The organism is Candidatus Pelagibacter sp. HIMB1506 (assembly GCF_052047935.1).
Taxonomy (GTDB): domain Bacteria; phylum Pseudomonadota; class Alphaproteobacteria; order Pelagibacterales; family Pelagibacteraceae; genus Pelagibacter.
On sequence record NZ_JBNAIS010000001.1, the window covers coordinates 1439857 to 1458031 of the forward strand.

Here is an 18175-nt window from a genome sequence, read left to right on the forward strand (position 1 = left end):
ATGTTTTTTATTAAAATTTCATTAATTTAAATTCTTACAAGTACTTCAATTAAGGAGAATAATATGAAGTATATTGTATGGGACCTGGAAACTGATCATAGTGCTACAGATTGGTGTAGTATATTAGAAATCGGATGTATTCTTTTAGACAGCAATTTTAAAGAAGAACAAAGATTTCAGGCTAGATGCAGATTACCAGATGACCGCGTTCCAACCGCAACTGCCCTTTGTATTAACCGTACAAATGTTGATTTATTGACGAAATCTAATCTTTCTCATTATCAGCTCATTAACCAAATAGAAAAACTTTTTAAATTTTGGTCCAAAGATCAGCCAACAACATTTTTAGCATATTCAGGAATAAACTTTGACAGCGAAGTCATAAGAAAAGAATTTTTTAAATCATTAAAAGATCCCTACATTGAAAATACGCAAAATAATGTAAGGCATGATGCTCTTAACGTAGTTAGAGCTGCCTTTGCTGTTGATGACAAAATATTGAACAGCGAATTAAATGAAAAAGGCAATGTTTCAATGAAGCTCGAATCTCTTGCAAGACTCAATGGATTTGATGCACAAGATAGCCATTCAGCATTGGTGGATACAGAAAACACCTGTAATGTTTTAGGATTAATTAGGCAAAAACAGCCAAATTTATGGAATGAATATTTAAAAACAGCAAGCAAACAAACTGTAGAAAATATTATGAAATCTGAAAATTTATTTACAGTTACAGAATATTTCTATGGTCGATCAAGATTATTTTTAACGGCACCACTTCATCCAAAAAATTTTATTCATCCAATATATAAGTGGGCACAGGTGGTTGATTTACGTTTTGATTGTGAGAAACTTTTCAGTCTTTCATATAATGAATTAAAAGCAAAAATGAAAGAGTCACCAAAATTTTTAAGAACGGTGCGTTCTAATAAAGCGCCTATTATTTTAGACGCTAGTTATGCAATGAAAGTTGATCCATATAATAAATTAGATCCTGAGCTATTAAGGAAAAGAGCCGAATTAATAAAAAATAATGAAAAATTTGCAAATGATGTTTGTAATATTCTTCGAGAAAATGCAGAAGAAAAAATGCAAACTCAATCTCAAGAAGACCCAGAACCTGAAGAAACTATTTATACTGGATTCGCTTCACCTAAAGATAAATTTTTATTTACAAAATGGCATGAGGCAGATTGGAAAAATAAATTAGCATTATTGGATAAATTTGAAGATCAAAGATATTCTTATTTTGGTAGCAGAATTTTGTTTAATGAAGCTCCTGATATTTTACCAAAAGATATGTACAAGAAAATTAAACGTAAAATTGCCGAAAGAATATTGAGCACTAACAAAGAGAAGTGGACAACTGTTAATGATTTCTATGTCGATTGTGACAACCTTAGAGAAGATGATAACAAAATGTTTTCATTTAAAACTGTAGACGAAAAACTTAAATTTTTAGATGGCATTAACGATTATGTAATGAATCTAGAATCAAAATACCAGGACGCTTAGAATTTATGTCTGATAAAAAAGATAAAGATAAAAAAAATAATATTTTGAATTTTGTTAATAAATCTAAAGAGAATAAAAAAATTCAAACTGAGGATGATGAGTTTAAGAGAATGGATGCTTTGGCAAAAGAACTTGTAGATGTTTATTACAAAGCCTCTAAAAAAAGCTTTTTGAGTGTTGGTTATTGTTTTTACCTTTTTATATATAGAGTTTTACAAATGATGATTGCTCAAATAAGTTTTCCACTTTATCGTTATTACTACAGGTATGCATCTAAGCAAATATTAGAAAATTATGACGAATGGATAAAAGAGTATAAAGACTGGGATGGGGCTTCAGTCAATGATAAGGTTGAGGGGGCAAACAAACCACAAGATGAAAATGAAACAATACATTAATATGAAAGGACAATAAGAATGCTTGAGTTTTTTAATTTTCAATTTTTTTTAGGTTTGCTTTTTGGAGGCTTAATTGTTTTTGGAATTTACCCTTATATATTTAAAAAAAAGGAACAAGACCTAAGTACTTTTGAGAGCAATCTTCAAGATATTGATAAAGCAATCAAAGATATCAAAAAAGATAATGATGAATATCAAGGAACGCTTACAGAAAAATTAGAGAACTTTACCACTTCAGGTGAAAACTTTGAAAAAATTGCTAACGAAATGAAAAATACATTAGTAGCAGGCTCATCTCAAAAACAAGGGGCTTGGGGAGAGATGGTTTTAGAACATATATTAACCAAGCTACAGTTCACAGAAGGCCAAGAGTTTGAAAAACATCAATTCTATAAAACAGAAGAAGGTGAGAGATTGATACCAGATTTTATTGTTCATTTTCCTGGTAAAAGAGACGTTATCATAGACTCTAAAGTTAATTTAACTGCTTGGGATGAATATGTGAATACAGATGATCTTCAAAAAAAAGAGGATGCTCTTAATCGTCATAAACAATCTATAAAAAATCATATCGACTCTTTAGCAAAGAAAAATTATCAAAATTTAGATGGAATAAATTCTTTGGATGCAGTCATAATGTTCTGCCCAAATGAAGCTGCTATATCTTCTCTAGGGAATTCAAGTAGAAAAATGATGGACTATGCAATCCAAAAGAAAATAACTCTAGTTGGACCATCTATGTTGTACTTTACCTTAAAAACTGTTGAATATTATTGGAAGGCAGAAAAACAATCTAGAAATACCCAAAAAATAATAGAACTTGCAAATAAAATTAGCTCACAAAGTGTTGAAATTTATGAAAGTGCTAAAGTAGCAAGGGACAGTATTCAAAAAACATCTAGCGGCGTAGAAGATGTTATGAGAAAAATTAAGGATGGCAGGGGTAGTTTTTTAAGCAAAGTAGATAACTTAAATAAAGTTGGTGGATTAATCCCCAAAAAAAATATTCCGGAAAATATTAAAGAAGATCTTGAAATAGAAAATAATAACGAAGAGATTAAAAAAATAAAATAGTGAATAAAAATTTTTATTCAGCAACAATGCTTACAAGATTTATTAATTGTAAGCATATAATCACAAATGAATTTAATGAAAAAAAATTAAATCTAAAAAGAGCTGGAAGAACAGTTGCAGATAACTTACGTTTAGAAAAAGGTTTAATTCATGAGGTACAATATTTTAAAGAATTAAGTAAAAAATATAAAAAAGTAAAAAATATTAAAATTTTAAAAAATTTATCAAAAGAAGAAAAAATAGAGGAGACCATCAAGGCTTTAGAAGATGGATATGAATTAATTTATGGTGGTTGGCTCCAATCTGGAAACTGGAGTGGTGAGTTAGATTTTTTGGAAATAAATAAAAATGTTCAATCCAACTTAGGAAATTATAGCTATGAGATTATTGATACTAAAAATAGTTCAAAAGTAAAAGGAGATCACATTTATCAAGTTTGCTTATATTCTTTTTTACTTAAAGAGGCCCAAGGAACACTTGCAGATAATTTTTACATTTTATTGAAAGATAAAAGTAAAGAATTGATTAAACTTAAAGAAGTATATGATACTTTTTTATTACATAAAAAATCTTACGAAATTTTCATAAAAAATGGTTTAGGCAAAACTAAACCAGAAAAATGTAGTAACTGCACTTTTTGTGATTGGAAAGAAATTTGTGATAATGAATGGATTAATAAAAGGCACTTAAATCAAGTATTATTAAACAATAGAAAGGATATAAAAAAATTAAATAATGCTGGTATTTATAATTTTGATGAATTGGCAAAACTAAACCCTAAAACAAAGATAGAGGGTTTAAGAGATGAAATTAAAATAAAAAGAATAAATCAGGCCAAATTACAAATTGAAGCTGAAGAAAAAGGTTATCCAATATTTAAAGTTATTGAAGAAAATTTAATATTAAATAAGGGATTTAACTTATTACCAAAACCTTCAGAATGTGATTTGTTTTTTGACATAGAATCCGTCCAAGACTATGTGTTCCCAGGTAGATTAGAGTATTTATTCGGGATTTATTATGAAGAAAATGAAGAAAAGATTTTTAAACCTTTTTGGGCTCATAACAAACAAGAAGAAAAACAAAGTGTAATTGACTTTTTTAATTTCACCAAAGCTCATTTTAAGAAGTATCCAAAAGCTAAAATTTATCATTACGCTTCTTATGAAATCAAAGCTCTTGAGAGATTAACGTCTCTACATAAAGTTCATGGTGTAGATTATGATCATTATCTTAATCTCGGAAGATTTGTTGATTTGTTTAGAGTTGTTAAACAAGCAATTTATGTTTCTGAAAAAAGTTATTCAATTAAAGAAGTTGAAAAATATTATGATTTTAAAAGATCTGGAGATATTAAAAAAGGTGATATTTCAGAAGAGTATTATATTCAATGGATAGAGACAAAAAAACAAAATTTGTTAGACGAGATTGAAGAATATAATAAACAAGATTGTGTAAGTACATTTAAATTAAGAAATTGGTTATTAAAAATTAAACCAGCAGATACAAAGTGGTTTGTTCCTGAGAAGGAACAAATGGAATTAAGACCCTTTGAAGAAAATTTATTAGATTATCAGAAAAGATTTAATGCATCTAAATTATCAGATAATCCAATTGTAAAACTACTCTCAGATGTAATTGGCTTTTATAATCGTGAGCAAAAACCTCAATGGAGACAATTCTTTGACAGAAAAGATTTGTCAGATGAGGAATTAATTGATGATCGAGAATGTATAGGTAACATGAAATTGGTTTCCCAAGTACAAGATAAAAGGTCTTTTTGTTACAAATATCTATTTCCTGAACAAGAGTACAAATTAAAAAAAGGAAGAGGTGTAATTATAGCAAACAATAATGACCCAGATCGCGCAGACTATGCAGGAACAATTCAAGAATTAGATCAAATCAATAGAACTCTTGTATTAAGAAAAGGTATTTCCAAGGAGCAAAAACAGTTGCCAAGAACATTGTCTATAGGTGAGAAGGTAATGGAACAATCTCGTTTTGAAAATTTAAACCAAAATATCTATAATTTTTGTGAAAATATTTTAGAAAATAAAAAAGGTTATGAAGCTTTAAAAAGTTTTCTTAATCGAGATATTCCAAATATCAAAGGCATCAAACCTGGAGAAAAAATAATTACTTCTGAAGAGTTTGATAAAGAAATACCAGATGTAATTGCTAGGTTAAATTCGAGCTACCTTTTTTTGCAGGGTCCACCAGGTACAGGGAAGACGCTGCAATCTTCAAATGCTATTATTGAACTTTTAAAAAAGAATAAAAGAATAGCTGTAACAGCAAACTCCCATAAAGTGATCCATAACTTATTAGAACGAGTAGAAAAACTTGCAGAAAATCAAGGCTTTTTATTCAAGGGATTAAAAATGGGTAACCCTGATAATGATGATACGTATTACAAAGGCAATCTTATTAAAACAGATAAAAACGAAAAACATTACATAGATGCCTTAAAGGAGAGAAATACTTTGCTCTTTGCTGGAACCAAATATCATTTGAGCCAATGGTATTATAGAACCAAAATTGATTATCTTTTTATTGATGAAGCAGGTCAAATATCAATTGCAGATTTAATCGCATTAGGTGGAGTTGCTAAAAATATTATTCTTGTAGGAGATCAATTACAATTAGGACAACCAACTCAAGGGTCTCATCCTGGTTTATCTAATAATTCAGTTTTAGATTATTTGCTTCAGGGAAAAGATACTATTGAAGACAATAGAGGAATTTTTTTGAACAGGACTTATAGGATGCATCCAAATATTAATTCATTTGTTTCAGAAAATTTTTATGAAAACAAACTTCTAACTAATCCTGAAAATCAAAAAAGAAAAATTGATTTACCAAATAATTTTTTTATTAAAAATGAAGGGATTCACACAATTTTGATGAATCACGAAGATTGTACTCAAACTAGTGAACAAGAATTTAAAAAAATAGATGAAATAATTAAAAAATTAATTGGTAAAAAATTTACTGATATAAATAACAAAGTTCGACCCTTATCAATAGAAGATTTTTTGATTGTAAGTCCTTATAATGCTCAGGTTAATTTTTTATTAGCTAGATTACCAGCGGGTACACGTTGTGGGACTATAGATCGGTTCCAGGGCCAACAAGCTCCTGTTACAATTATATCTATGACAAGTTCTGACCTTGAAAGTTTACCAAGGGATAAATCATTTTTTTTCAATAGAAATAGATTAAATGTAGCTATTTCAAGAGCACAGTGTTTGAGTATAATTCTTTTTAATCCTAAATTACTTGAGTCTCCTCCAAAAACTTATGAAGAATTTAAAATGATAAATAATTTTCAAAAATTATTGAAATATCAAGTTAATACTGATTGAATATATAAATAATATGAACACTACAATATTGATATCTGCATTAGTTTTCATAGTTATAATTCTAATAGTGCAACTATGGTTTGCTAATAAAAATCGAAATGAAAATTTCGATTTATCTGAGGATATAAATCAAGAAATAGAAAGTTTAGATAAGGAGTTAAAAGAAATAAAAGAACAAATTTCCTCAAATAATAATTTGTTAGAAACATATAACAAAGTCATCTCAAATAAATCTGAAGAATTAGAATCATATAAAGAAGCAAATACAAATACTAAACAGAAAGGTTTATTTACTAGTCTGATTGGAATTATAGATTTTATAGAAAAATTTAATTTAGATAATAATCATTTAGATGAAAAAACTAAAAATTATCTTATTGCCATCCAAGATAAGCTTGAAATAGCAATATCTTCAACAGGCATAGAAAAGTTTGAACCAAATTTAAATGATAATATTATGGAAGTTACAGGATGCACACCGTCTAGAAAAACACAAAAAACTAATGATGCAAGTAAAGTAAATCTAATTTCAAGAGTGTTAAAGCCTGGCTATCGTATTTTAATAAAAGATGATAAGTTTAATTATATAAAAAACGCTGAGGTAGAAATATTTGAGTTGGATCATAAATGACTAAAATAATAGGTATAGATTTAGGCACAACTTATTCAGCAATTGCTCAGCTAGACGACCTTGGAAATCCTGAAGTTTTATCATCAACTGATGAAAATAGAAAAATTACTGCGAGCACGGTTTATGTTAGTGGAGAAAAAGTGATAGTGGGCGATAAAGCTTTGGATGCTTTGGCAGCAACTCCTAAAAATGTAATTTCTGAAACAAAAAGACAAATGGAAAATGATGTTGTGTACTCTGTTGAAAAAGGGGAGTGGATAGAAAAAGAAGATGCTGATGATAATAATAGTTACACTCCTGCTCAAGTAAGTTCATTCATATTAAATAAATTAAAAGGTTATACTTCAGATGTTCAAAAAGCTGTAATAACAGTACCAGCGTTGTTTGCAGAAAAAGCGAGAGTTGCAACCTTAGATGCAGCAAAAATGGCAGGTATAGAAGTGATTGAATTGATCAATGAACCTACTGCTGCTGCTTGTTATTATGCAAGTTTACCAAATGTAGAAAAGATAACTGGAAAGATTTTAGTATTTGATCTTGGTGGAGGTACTTTTGATGTAACACTTTGTGATGTTGTGGATCAAAAAGTTGATGTAATTACTTCAAGGGGAGATAAGTGGCTAGGTGGTAAAGACTTTGATCAAGAAATTTTAAACTTAATTGATGAAAAATATAAAAATGAAACTGGAAAAAACTTAGATTTAACTGAAGGTAAGTTGCAGTATTTAGAAATTGCTGAAAGAATAAAAAGAAGTTTATCTGTAAAAAATAAGCATGCCGAAGTTGTTGAAGGATCTGAAGGACCAAAGAAAATAGAAATTACAAGATCAGAGTTTGAACAATCGATCCAAATGCACATTGAAAAATTAAAGATGCTGTTGGAAGAGTGTATTGATGGCTCTGGACATGAAGTTAATGAAATTAACCACACATTGCTTGTAGGTGGTTCTACCAGAATACCAATCATTTCAAAAACTATTGAAAAAGTTATGGGCAAACCTCCTTTAAAAGGAGTTAATGTTGATGAAGCTGTTGCAGCAGGTGCTGCTGTTTATGCAGGATTGAAATCAAAGGATACTCTTAATACAGCTCAAAAAAAGGCAATAGGAAAAGTTCAGCTAAAAGATGTTTGTAATTTTTATATGGGAACTTTGGTTCAAAGAGATGACCCAGTGCTTAATAGAAAAATAACGGAGAACCTTGTCGTAATTGAAAGAGACACTAAGTTGCCTGCTGAAGAAACCACAACAGTTTACACAATATATGATGATCAACATGCAATTGATTGTTCTATTACTCAAAGTGAAGGAAGAGAGTCTAATCGTGAGTTTGTAAATTTAATTCATCAAGGTGATTTAGAATTTCCTGATAAAAAACCTAAAGGTAGGGAGATAGAAATCACATACAAATATGATACCAGCGGAGTAATGCATTGTACTTTTAAGGATGTTAGTTCAGATAAAAAATATGAAATTTCTTTAAGACCCGAGTCAGCTGAAGATTTAAGAAAACAATACGAAGCTATCGAACACATAGTTATTGAGTAAGTGAAAATAATTAAAAATTTAACTAAAAAATTTAAAAAAAATAAGGACAGTATAGCTATTTTGGGAATATTTCTCCCAGATCCTAATGACGCTAAAAATAAAAAATTAAAACCAATAATTACAGGAGTTGATGAAGCTGGCCCTTCTTACAATGTGTTAAAAGAAAATGATTTAATTTTAAAAATAAATGAAAAAAATATTAATACTCTTAAAGAGTATGAAAATACTCAAAAAAAATTAAAACCTAATGAAATAATTATAGTTAGAGTTAAGAGAAGAAATCAAGAACTTAATAGAGCAATTAGAACAGTATCTTTAGAAGAATTTGAAAAACCAAAACAAAAACAACCAGTCAAACTTGGTATAAGAATGAAAGCTTACCCTTTAAAAGGGGAGGAATTAAAAATTTTTTCAGTACAAAAAAAATCAGATAGTTACAAAAAATTAAAAGCTGAAGATTTAATTTATTCAATTAATTTTGTATTAGTAAACACAAGAGAAGAGTATGATAAAGAAATTAAAAAAGTTTTATGGGGAGAGGAAATTGTTGTTGGTGTAATAAGAAAACATAAAAAGTTAATAATAAAAATCAAAACAACTTCTTTGTACAATTATAGATTAAGATCCATTGAATTAGGGATCCTTTATAAAAAATCTAAAGACAAATCTCTTAAAGTGAGTGATGTTAGCAAGTGTTCCTCGGCAGATGATGTTGTTAAAAAAGGTGATATTATTTTAAATTTGATTTCAAAGGTAAATGGAATTAAATCAAAATCAAAGATTTTATCTGGAGATCAATTATATAAAGAAATACATGAAAATTTTGAACCAACTCAAAGAATAGAGTTAGAAGTCTTAAGAAAATCAAAAAAACAGGTTTTAGAAATAAAATTAATAAATATTTATGATTTTAATTTAGCTAGAAAAAAGGCAATTCAAAGTCTCTTAAATAAACCTAAAGCTGATTTTTATATAAAGGAACTCGAAAATTCTGAGGACTACATAATATCAAGAGATTTAAGTAATCAAATTGCAGCAATGGATCTTCAAGAAGAAATTGAAGTAAGAGATGATGAAAAATTATTTATCTCATCATTTGTTAAAAAAGAGAAAGTATCAGGAAAGGATTGTTTTGTAGTTCATTACGATAGTTTTCCAAGTACTTACTCATATAGTTTTGGAGAAGAGACAGTATATTTAAAAATATATGTATTTGATGTAACAGATCTAAATCAAAAAGAATATGAGGATATTTACTATGAGTCGGATGATTATGAAGACAACCCTAGATTAGAAAATTATTTAAGGGACAATTGTCATGTAATTAAATCAAACAATTTTGATTGGAGTGAGGGATCTTCAATTTTGGTTCAAACAAAAATATTAGATCCTTATGAAGAGACGCCACAAAAAATAGCCTTTCCCTATTCAGTAATGAATTTTCCTAAAGCAGGTAAAAGAAAATTAGCTTTTAGATCTTTTATATGTAAAAAAGATTTAAAGTTTCATGAAACAGAAGGAAGGCCTTTAAATGGAAGTTCAATCAATTACCGTCCTGAACATTTCAAATTAGATTTATATGGAAATCCATTTGATGAGTACGGTTTATATCCTGAAATATTGGGGTATGACACAGCTGAAATCGAGGCAGAATATAAGCAAGCTGGTTATTTAGGAGTTAACAGACAAAAATTAGACTCATTAATAATCCCATTAGGTTTTTCAATTGCTAGCATCAATAATGACCCTCAAAAATCAATACAATTAGTAAAGGATAATATTGCTTTTAGAGGAGATCAAAGTTTAGAAGGTGGTATTAACCAAACTTTAAATTTGAGAATGATTTATGAAAAATCAAAGGATACGGCTATTGATCCACAATTATTTCTTAAAGAAATAAAAAATTTTTCAAAAATTGATGAGCGATATGAAATTATTAATTTATTATTAAATATAGCTACTGATGACAAAACACTAACCGCTGCAGAAAATAAGTTTTTAGATGATGTAGCTGAAAAATTAGAATTAAATCAATCAAAGTATTTGGAGTTAAAAAAAATAGAAACGGCATCATTAAAATTTGTGGATTTTGGGGATAAAGCTGATGAAAGTATATTTGGGCTGTCAAAAGATATGGACAACAAAACAAAGTGTAAGAATTTAAGACAAGAGTATTCAAGATGGAATTCACAAACAAACAACAGCAATAAAGACAAAAGAGTTAGAGCTAAAGAGATGGTTAATTTAATTGCTAATTTGAGAAAGCAGTACAGTTGTTAATGAATTTTTTAGACAGATTTAGATATAGATATGATAACTTAAGAGAGTTAGATACTAAGATTTCCTTGGATAAGAAAAGTTTAAATTACAATAATCCAATATTAAAATCATTGTTATCAACTTCTGTTAAAGTTACACCAGAAATTTTTCCAAAAATTGATAATTGTATCCAGTCTGTTTTTAAAAATTTAGAATTAAAAAATAATTTTAATTTTTTTGTTACTGCGAACCATAATCAAACGCAAGCATCATGTGCGATGATGCCAGAAAGTGATTCAGCAGAAATAATTATTACTTCCAGAATGATTGAGTTACTGAATATTAATGAATTAAGTTATGTCTTGGGTCACGAAATTTCACATCATTACTATCAGCACAATATTTATCCATCTCCAAATCAAGCAAAAAGCAAAATGGAATTATTAAAATTATTACACTTATCAAGAGCTTCAGAGATTTCAGCAGACCGAGCTGGATTTTTAGGTTCGGGTGATATTGAAAATTCATTGAAAGCAATGCTTAAAATTGCTAGTGGACTTGGTGATAAGCATTTAACATTTAATTTTTCATCTTATTTAGATCAATTAAGAGAATTAAAACAAATAAAAGGTGATCAAAATCAAATGTATAGCACTCATCCTTCTTTTTTAAATAGAATGCAAGCTCTAGTGTGGTTTTCGATGAGTCATGAGTATCATGAATATTTTGAGACAAATAAAAAAGGTGTTTACGATTTAAAAACAGTAGACCAAAAAATTAATGAAAGCATTAAGAAAGTAATTGGAAACGAATTAGATATTTCTACCAAAGAAATTTTTAGCAATGCATTAATGTGGTGTAGTTTAAAAATTTTTATAGCAGACAATAAATTTACTAAAAAAGAGCAAAAAATTTTTGAAAAAAACTTTGGCGAAAAAAATACAGCAAGTATTTTATCTCTTCTTAAAATTTCAAAACCTAAATCAATAGATGGTAAAATAAATAATGCATTAAGTGAAGCAGCAAATTTGTTAATGGCAGATCGAGAAAAATTATTCAATGAGTTGCAAAAAATAAAATTTGTAGCTGAAAGTGACAAAAAATTAGTTCAAAGTGAATTGAGTATGTTAAAGAAAAAACTCAAAATTTAACTATATGGGTGAATTTTTAAGCATATCTGGATCATTAGATAAAAATACATTCTCAAAATTAAAAAAAAATAAAAAAATAAAAAATCTTGAGATTATTTATGGGAATATTGATGACGAATGGAGTTTAATTTCTAAACTTGAAAATTTAAGATCAATATCAATAAAAGATAGTTTTATTGATTTTCAAAGATTTTACAAAGCTTTATCAAATTTAAAAAAATTAGAAAAAATTACTTATAATTATTATTGTTATTTTAACAAAAAGCCTAAAGAAAAATTAACAAATATTAAAATAACAAATAAAATATTTCAAATTGATTTTCCTAACCATAAAGAGCCAGATTTTGATTTTAATAATTTTCTGAAAGAGACATATAAAAACAAAAATAATTCGATATTTGAAATACAAGACTCTGAAAAAATTTTTATTAATTTAGAAAAATTAATTTTTAATAACTATCTCAGTTTTGATAATTTAATTAATAGTTTTGATTATGCCGATAAAAAAAAATTTAATAAATTACTGTATTGGGAAATATCATCATCAAAATTACCTAAATTTAAAAAATTAAAAACTATAGAAATTGATCAGAATAATAAGTCAATTAGTTTTATGCCTAGAATAGATCATTTTATAAATAATAAAAAAATAATTAATTCTCTAATTAAAATTAATAATATTAATTATAAAAAAGTAGGATCATTATTTGATAGCGCAAACATATTAGATTTAAATTGGAATTCATCTAACACTAAATTAATATCTTATTATCCAAATAATATAGATAAATATCAAGAATTTATAAAAAATAATGATGAGAGTTTGTGTGTCTCAATTAACACCCAGCATTTATATGAAACTGCATATGGTTCCAATCCATGGAAAATTAAAAATAAAAATAAAGTTAATAAAATTTTTAATAGTAATATCAGAACTATTATTTTTTCAGATTCAAATTCTTTATTTAGGGGTTTTTATAGTTCTGCATCTGGAAAAGAAAAAATTAAATTATTAAAAAAGCTATTTGATAATTTGAATGAAATAAATTCAATCATATTTGATTTTTCAAAAATAGAAAAATCAGACATAACATCATTAAATTTTAATTTTCTTATTTTATTAATTCATGAATTAACTAAAAAAAATAAAAATATTAAAATTATTTTCTTTAAACAAGAGCCTGTTTTACTAGAAAAATTGGATTGGCCCAAAACGCATCTAATTTATTTAATAAGATCTATTAATAAGCTCAAAGAACAAAATGGAATAAAAATTAATTTTTTTAATTTAAAAGATAATCAAATTAATTCTTTTTACGAAAATTTTATATTTTCTAAAATCAGGAACTTACTGGTAGTAGATAATTTAATTTTTAACAGCTCAAATAAATTCAAAGAATTAGATATTTTTTATGCTGATGATAACTATAGAGATTCGTTATATGAATTTGAATTTGAAAATAGTGATTCATTGGAAAAAAAATATGAATTTGGTAAACTTTATTGGGACACATATTATTCATTAAATTCAGGATATTTTAGTAATTCAGAGAATGAATTGTGCTTAGTAGTTAAAAAAGATTTTATTAAACATCTAGTTAGTAAAAATTTAAATATTGAAAATATTATTTATTCACATCATCCTCCAATAGAGATCATAAGTGAAATTTTGGAGAGTGAAATTAAAGTTAAGGATAAATCCTTAAAAAAATTCAATAAAATTAAAAATAAAGAAGAATTTTTATTTAATAAAAGTCTAAGTATTATAAATAAAATTGAAAGTAGCGATCAATTTGATTTTAAAAATAATCAAAATAAATTTCATGATAGTTTAAAAAAACCAGACAACTTTGATCAAGAATTCAGTTTACTTAAAAATTTAAACAAAATTAAAAAAATTAAATTAGAAGGAAAATATCCATTCTATGGAAAATATATTTTAATAGATCAGTTAGATAATTTAGTTTTTTTGGAAAATTTACAAGAACTCCAAATTGATGGTTTAATTGATCAAAGAAAAATTTCTTTTCCATACTTTCCAAAGCTAAAAAAAATTGAACTGAATTTTGTCTATAACGCATATAATGTAATTTTGGAAAATGGTGGTTACAATAATAGCAAGATTGAAAAATTTTCAAACATACCCAATATAGAAAGTTTAGAATTAAGATCTTTATATAAGGAATATACTCCAAAATTGATAAAGAAAGTTGGAATAGACAGGTACTCAGAACCTGATAGATGGCACAACGTTGATGTAGATTTTTCAGATATTCATGAACTTAAAAAATTAAAAGAAATAAAAATTTTTTTTGTTAAATCAAAAGATTTAAATAAAATAAAAGAATTACCAAGTATAGAAAGTTTAAAATTTGATATTTTTCAAATCACTAAAGAGATGAATCCTGACGAGGGAGAGTCAGCTTATTGTCCTATAATAAATGAAAATACTTTTTCTTTTTTAAAAAATTCAAAATTACTCAAAAAAATTGAACTATCTATTGGTAGTATTCCAGCTATGGAAGATCTTTGGGGTTATTTTTTATCAACCCGATATAGTGGAAGTGCAGATTTTCTAAATCATATTAGTTACAATATTGAGGAACTTAATTTAGAAATGAATGTTGAGATCAATAAACAACATATAATACAAGATATTATAAATAATATTTGTAATAGATTTTTAAAACTCAAAAAACTTACTTTGAAGTTTGGAATTGTAATAAATAATAAAACTTTTGATTGGGAAAATTTTACTTATAAAAAAAATATTCTTGAGCAAAACTTAGATATTAAAAAATTCATAAAACTTAAAAATTTAGAAGAACTTGATACTTATATGTGGTCTTCTGCAATTAAGTTTAGAACTATGAATTTTAAAGAGATATATAATTTAAAGAAATTAAAAGAGTTAAGATGGAATTTTGAAACTATAAATTTTAATGATTTTAAAGATGCAAGAATTAATTTTAAAAATGAAAATTTTGAAAATCGTAAAGACTATGATTACGATTATGATTATAATTGCGAAGAAGACAGTAATTATTCAAAAAATTGGTCTAGATTTGAATATATTAATTCTGATGATTATGGTGATGAGTGGTTAAGCTTGGAGGAAAGATTTTTAATGCTACAAAAAAAAGAGAATGAAATAAGGAATAAAAAAGAAACAATTGTAAAAAAGAGAAAAAATTAAAATGTAATGAATTATAAAAAAATAAATTGGTCAGAACTTAAGACATTTAAAGAAAGACCCAAAAATTATTTAAATACAGATAAATTTAGTGAATTTTTAACAAGAAAAAAAATATCAGTAAGGAAAGATAATCTCCCTAGATTTGCTTTTAATCACAATATTAAAATAGCCAAAACAAAAAGAGAGGGACCTGCTGGTTCAGTTCCAACAATATATAAAGTACCTACCAAGTCCAAATTAGAAGAGATAAAAAAAACTATGTCATTGAATAATAATAATGTACTTGGAAAAGAAAACGTCGAAAAGAAAGAAAGAAAAATTTTAGAAATATTTGATAATGCAGAACATAAGAAAGAATCAAAATCTTCCATTGCTGATAAAGTTGCAGAAGTTTTGGGTATTCCTTGTAATAGAAAACTCGTCAGAAGAGTATTAAGTGAAAAAAGGTCTTCAAGACTTAGTAAATTATTATAAATTAAACATAAAAAGATAAAGTTAATAGTTGAAAAACAAAGCTTCAATAAATAAATATTAAATCAATATAACTCCAATAATTATAAATAAGGAAAGAAAAATGTTAATAGATTTTAAAGATGAGGATTTTGAAAATAAAATTAAACAAGAGGATGCCTCTATAATACAATTTTCTGCGGCGTGGTGCGGGCCATGTAAGGCTTTAAAGCCAGTGATGGATAAATTGTCCGAAGAATATAAAGAAAAAGTCACAATGTATTATGGTGACATAGAGCAAGATGCCATCAATACAGGTTCTGCAGCTGGAATTCGCGGGGTGCCAACTGTAATTCTTTATAAAAAAGGTGTAGAAATTTCAAGGAAGGTTGGGGGCGTTCCCGAGAGTCACATGCGAGAATGGATAGAGGAAAATCTCTAATTTAAATTAAGTACTTCACCTGCAAGATATAAAGAACCAGTTATTAATAAAATATCATTTTCTTTTAATGGTATCGATTTAATAGCTTCCTTAATACTTTCTTGGTATTGAACATTAGGATAGTTTTTGAATTTATTTTTTAATTCTTTTCCACTAATTGAATTTTGATTTGGAATATCAATTGTTGTGATTGAAGATATATCTTTAAAATAACTGATGTATTTTTCATGTTCTTTGTTTGCCATCATTCCAAGGATGATATGTTTGTTGCAGTTTAAAGTTTGAAGATATTCATTAAGTACTTGTGCACCATGTACGTTGTGGGAACCATCTACAATCAGCTTATTATTTTTAACTAAATCTTTTAATTTTCCAGATTTGATTTCTTGAAGTCTTGCAATACTTTCTATTTTAGTAATACTGTTTTTGATATGATCATCTTTTATTCCAATATCCAGTATTCGTAGTGTAGCAATTGCTGTAGAAATATTTTCCAATTGAAACTGACCTAAAATGTTAGGTATTGGTAATTTCAATCCACCAAATTTATCCTCGTAATACCAATTACCATTTTCTTCATTTGTGAAACTAAAATCTTCATTAAAGAAATACTTATTAGATTTATTTTTAGAGATAGTTTTTTTTATACATTGCATAGTTTTTGCATCTCTCTGTTTGGCAACAATAATGTTTGAATTTAAAAGAGATGAGGTTTTTTCAAATATAATTCTCTCTATTGTGCGATCATTTTCTGGGAGCCAATCAAGATGGTCCTCACTTATAGCTGTGACAACGCTTGCTAAATTTGATTTTAATACGTTAGTTGAATCTAGCCTATAAAATAAACCAGATTCTATAAGGTTTATGTTGTCAGGATATTGTGATGCTTTGTAAAAGAAACAAGCAGTTAGAATTTCAAAAAAAGTAATCGGGTCGTTATTATTGATTTTCTGAACATCTTCAAATAGTTCTGCCAATTCATCATCATTTAATTGCTGATTATTATATACAAAACGTTCATTAATTTTTTGTATATGAGGGCTGGTATAAACATTACACTTAAATTCAGCCTCTTTTAAAATAGAATATATTCCAGAAAGAGTTGAGTTCTTTGCGTTAGTTCCAATAAACGAAATTGCTTTTATTTTATCTTGCGGATTGCCTAACTTATTACAAAGATTTTTAATTCGATCGAGTGATAAATCGATTTCTTTAGGATGCAACTTTTGAAAATTGCTGAGTATTTTCTGAAGTCTCATTTTCTTCAGAACTTATATCAGAATTTTTCTTTAACAATATTGATAATAAAGTTCCTATTTTTGATGAAAGATCTTTACGTTCCACTATCAAATCGACAAATCCTGTCTTCTGAACGTACTCACTTTTTTGAAATCCAACGGGTAGCTCCTCTTTAACTGTTCCTTGAATTACTCTTGCACCCGCGAATGCAATTAAACAACCTGGTTCTGCAATATGTAAATCACCTAACATCGCGTAACTTGCAGTGATACCACCTGCAACGGGGTCTGCCATTAAAACAATATAAGGTAGTCCTGCAGCTTTGACTTCATTGATAGCAAGAGTAGTCCTAGTCATTTGACTTAAGGAAATTAGTGACTCTTGCATTTTCATACCACCTCCACTGGCAACCATCAGTAGCGGTTGATTATTTTCTATAGCATGTTGAGCTGCCCATAAAAAAGCTTCACCTTCTGCAGCACCAATACTTGCACCCATAAAATCAAAGTCTGATGCTACGGCAGTAATTTTTATCTGATTGATAGATCCTTCTGCTACAACCATACTACATTCCAAACCTGTTTTTTTTCGAGCACTTTTCAATCTATCTTTATAACTTTTGCTGTCTACAAATCCCAGAGGATCATCTTTTGGAATAGGTGTTTTAAAAACTTTATAGTTATTTTTTCCAAATAAAATATCAAATCTTTGCTTAGGTTTAATTCTATGATGTTTATTACAGTCAGGACAAACCCATAAATTCGCTTCAAGATCTTTCTTTTGGATGGGTCCGCGGCAACAAGAAGTCCAATCACTTTTTGCAATATCTTCTTTAGTAGCTCGTTCACGTATGGCAGTTTTAATTTTTTCACCTGCTTTAATTAATTTTGTTAACCAATTCATTC

At 27.3% G+C, this 18175-nt stretch carries 13 protein-coding genes; 11 read left to right on the plus strand and 2 right to left on the minus strand.

The window, feature by feature from the left end; all coding sequences use genetic code 11:
- Nucleotides 1–63 precede the first annotated feature (63 nt).
- From ACTTA8_RS07725 to ACTTA8_RS07775, 11 genes are all read left to right on the plus strand, one after another.
- Nucleotides 64–1515 carry an exonuclease domain-containing protein gene (locus ACTTA8_RS07725; RefSeq protein ID WP_440655307.1) on the plus strand — a complete coding sequence of 484 codons (1452 nt, stop codon included), beginning with the start codon at nucleotides 64–66 and terminating at the stop codon, nucleotides 1513–1515.
- Between the two features lie 5 nt (nucleotides 1516–1520).
- Complete coding sequence (locus tag ACTTA8_RS07730; protein WP_440655308.1) at nucleotides 1521–1913, plus strand: hypothetical protein; 393 nt, start codon at nucleotides 1521–1523, stop codon at nucleotides 1911–1913.
- 18 nt (nucleotides 1914–1931) lie between these two features.
- Nucleotides 1932–2987, plus strand: coding sequence for a DNA recombination protein RmuC (locus tag ACTTA8_RS07735; RefSeq protein ID WP_440655310.1), 1056 nt, complete (start codon nucleotides 1932–1934; stop codon nucleotides 2985–2987).
- Nucleotides 2987–6355 carry a TM0106 family RecB-like putative nuclease gene (locus tag ACTTA8_RS07740; RefSeq protein WP_440655312.1) on the plus strand — a complete coding sequence of 1123 codons (3369 nt, stop codon included), beginning with the start codon at nucleotides 2987–2989 and terminating at the stop codon, nucleotides 6353–6355. Before ACTTA8_RS07735 ends, ACTTA8_RS07740 begins: the two co-directional genes overlap by 1 nt.
- A gap of 13 nt (nucleotides 6356–6368) precedes the next feature.
- Nucleotides 6369–6986 carry a nucleotide exchange factor GrpE gene (gene grpE / locus ACTTA8_RS07745; protein ID WP_440655314.1) on the plus strand — a complete coding sequence of 206 codons (618 nt, stop codon included), beginning with the start codon at nucleotides 6369–6371 and terminating at the stop codon, nucleotides 6984–6986.
- Nucleotides 6983–8533, plus strand: a complete 1551-nt coding sequence (locus ACTTA8_RS07750; protein WP_440655316.1) for an Hsp70 family protein — start codon at nucleotides 6983–6985, stop codon at nucleotides 8531–8533. The genes grpE and ACTTA8_RS07750 overlap by 4 nt, the downstream gene beginning before the upstream one ends.
- The gene (locus ACTTA8_RS07755) at nucleotides 8534–10813 is read left to right on the plus strand and encodes a PDZ domain-containing protein (RefSeq protein WP_440655317.1); all 2280 of its coding nucleotides are present in this window, start codon (nucleotides 8534–8536) and stop codon (nucleotides 10811–10813) included.
- On the plus strand, nucleotides 10813–11943 hold the full coding sequence (locus ACTTA8_RS07760) for a M48 family metallopeptidase (RefSeq protein WP_440655318.1): 1131 nt from the start codon (nucleotides 10813–10815) through the stop codon (nucleotides 11941–11943). Before ACTTA8_RS07755 ends, ACTTA8_RS07760 begins: the two co-directional genes overlap by 1 nt.
- A 4-nt stretch (nucleotides 11944–11947) precedes the next feature.
- Nucleotides 11948–15139, plus strand: a complete 3192-nt coding sequence (locus ACTTA8_RS07765) for a hypothetical protein (RefSeq protein ID WP_440655319.1) — start codon at nucleotides 11948–11950, stop codon at nucleotides 15137–15139.
- A gap of 6 nt (nucleotides 15140–15145) precedes the next feature.
- Complete coding sequence (locus ACTTA8_RS07770; protein ID WP_440655320.1) at nucleotides 15146–15613, plus strand: hypothetical protein; 468 nt, start codon at nucleotides 15146–15148, stop codon at nucleotides 15611–15613.
- A gap of 100 nt (nucleotides 15614–15713) precedes the next feature.
- Nucleotides 15714–16031 carry a thioredoxin family protein gene (locus tag ACTTA8_RS07775; RefSeq protein ID WP_440655322.1) on the plus strand — a complete coding sequence of 106 codons (318 nt, stop codon included), beginning with the start codon at nucleotides 15714–15716 and terminating at the stop codon, nucleotides 16029–16031.
- On the opposite strand, the gene ACTTA8_RS07780 is transcribed toward ACTTA8_RS07775, so the two are convergent.
- Together ACTTA8_RS07780 and ACTTA8_RS07785 are read right to left on the minus strand one after the other, a co-directional pair.
- Complete coding sequence (locus ACTTA8_RS07780) at nucleotides 16028–17290, minus strand: bifunctional folylpolyglutamate synthase/dihydrofolate synthase (RefSeq protein WP_440655324.1); 1263 nt, start codon at nucleotides 17288–17290, stop codon at nucleotides 16028–16030. The two genes, ACTTA8_RS07775 and ACTTA8_RS07780, sit on opposite strands and share 4 nt — an antisense overlap.
- A complete protein-coding gene (locus ACTTA8_RS07785; protein ID WP_440655325.1) occupies nucleotides 17244–18173 on the minus strand; it encodes an acetyl-CoA carboxylase carboxyltransferase subunit beta in 930 nt (309 codons plus the stop codon). Before ACTTA8_RS07785 ends, ACTTA8_RS07780 begins: the two co-directional genes overlap by 47 nt.
- Between the last annotated feature and the right edge of the window lie 2 nt (nucleotides 18174–18175).